This window comes from Streptomyces sp. PA03-6a (assembly GCF_033792765.1).
Lineage (GTDB): Bacteria > Actinomycetota > Actinomycetes > Streptomycetales > Streptomycetaceae > Actinacidiphila.
The window spans coordinates 1-668 of the sequence record NZ_JARAVK010000612.1 but is presented as its reverse complement, the minus strand read 5'-3'; the positions used below and the strand labels follow the sequence as shown (position 1 = coordinate 668).

Annotated in this window: 1 protein-coding gene; it reads left to right on the top strand. The window is 69.6% G+C overall.

Translation table 11 applies throughout. From position 1 onward, the window contains the following. Positions 1 to 465 precede the first annotated feature (465 nt). On the top strand, positions 466 to 668 hold a 203-nt coding region (locus tag PV350_RS46890), incomplete at its 3' end, for a hypothetical protein (RefSeq protein ID WP_500339343.1).

Here is a 668-nt window from a genome sequence, read left to right as displayed (position 1 = left end):
GATCCACCTGTACGTCGAGGACGGCACCGGCACCACCCCCGACCCCGAGGTGGCCACCCTCATCGCCAGCGTCCAGCAACTGTCCGAAGCCGACCGCCGGCACGTCGCCGCCCTCGTCGAATCGCTCCTCCGCAGCTCCACCGAGCCCCGGTCGGCGTCCGGTCCGGAGTCCGGCTGACCCCTGGGGGCGCGCGCCGGCGCAGGGAACATCGCAACGCCAAACGCCGCTCGGCGTCTACTGCGGACGGCCCGGTCCATCTGGTGCAGCAGCGTGCTGATTTGGCCCTTGCTGCAGTCCGCTGACCGGTACCCGGCGTCCGATTGGCCATGCCCATGCCGTGCCTGACGGGGCGTGTGGTGGTGAAGTAACCCAGAACGGACAAAGAGTGGGGAGCACGGGGATATTCTCTCCAGTCTCGGGACGACGAGTTCGTGGACCCGGGGCCTCCGGTGAGAGGGGTGCACGTGCTTGTCGTTCAAGGGGCGACCGCCACCGCCGTCGTCCGCCACCGGACCGGAGAGCCGGTGGTCCTGCTTTCCGGCGAACTCCCCGCGGTCCTCACGCCGGCCGCCCTGAACGAACTGCTGAATCTGGCCGCGGCCGTCCTCACGGCCGAGGAGATGACCCTCTTCCGCAGTTGCCTGACCGCACTGCGCTGCGGGGAGAA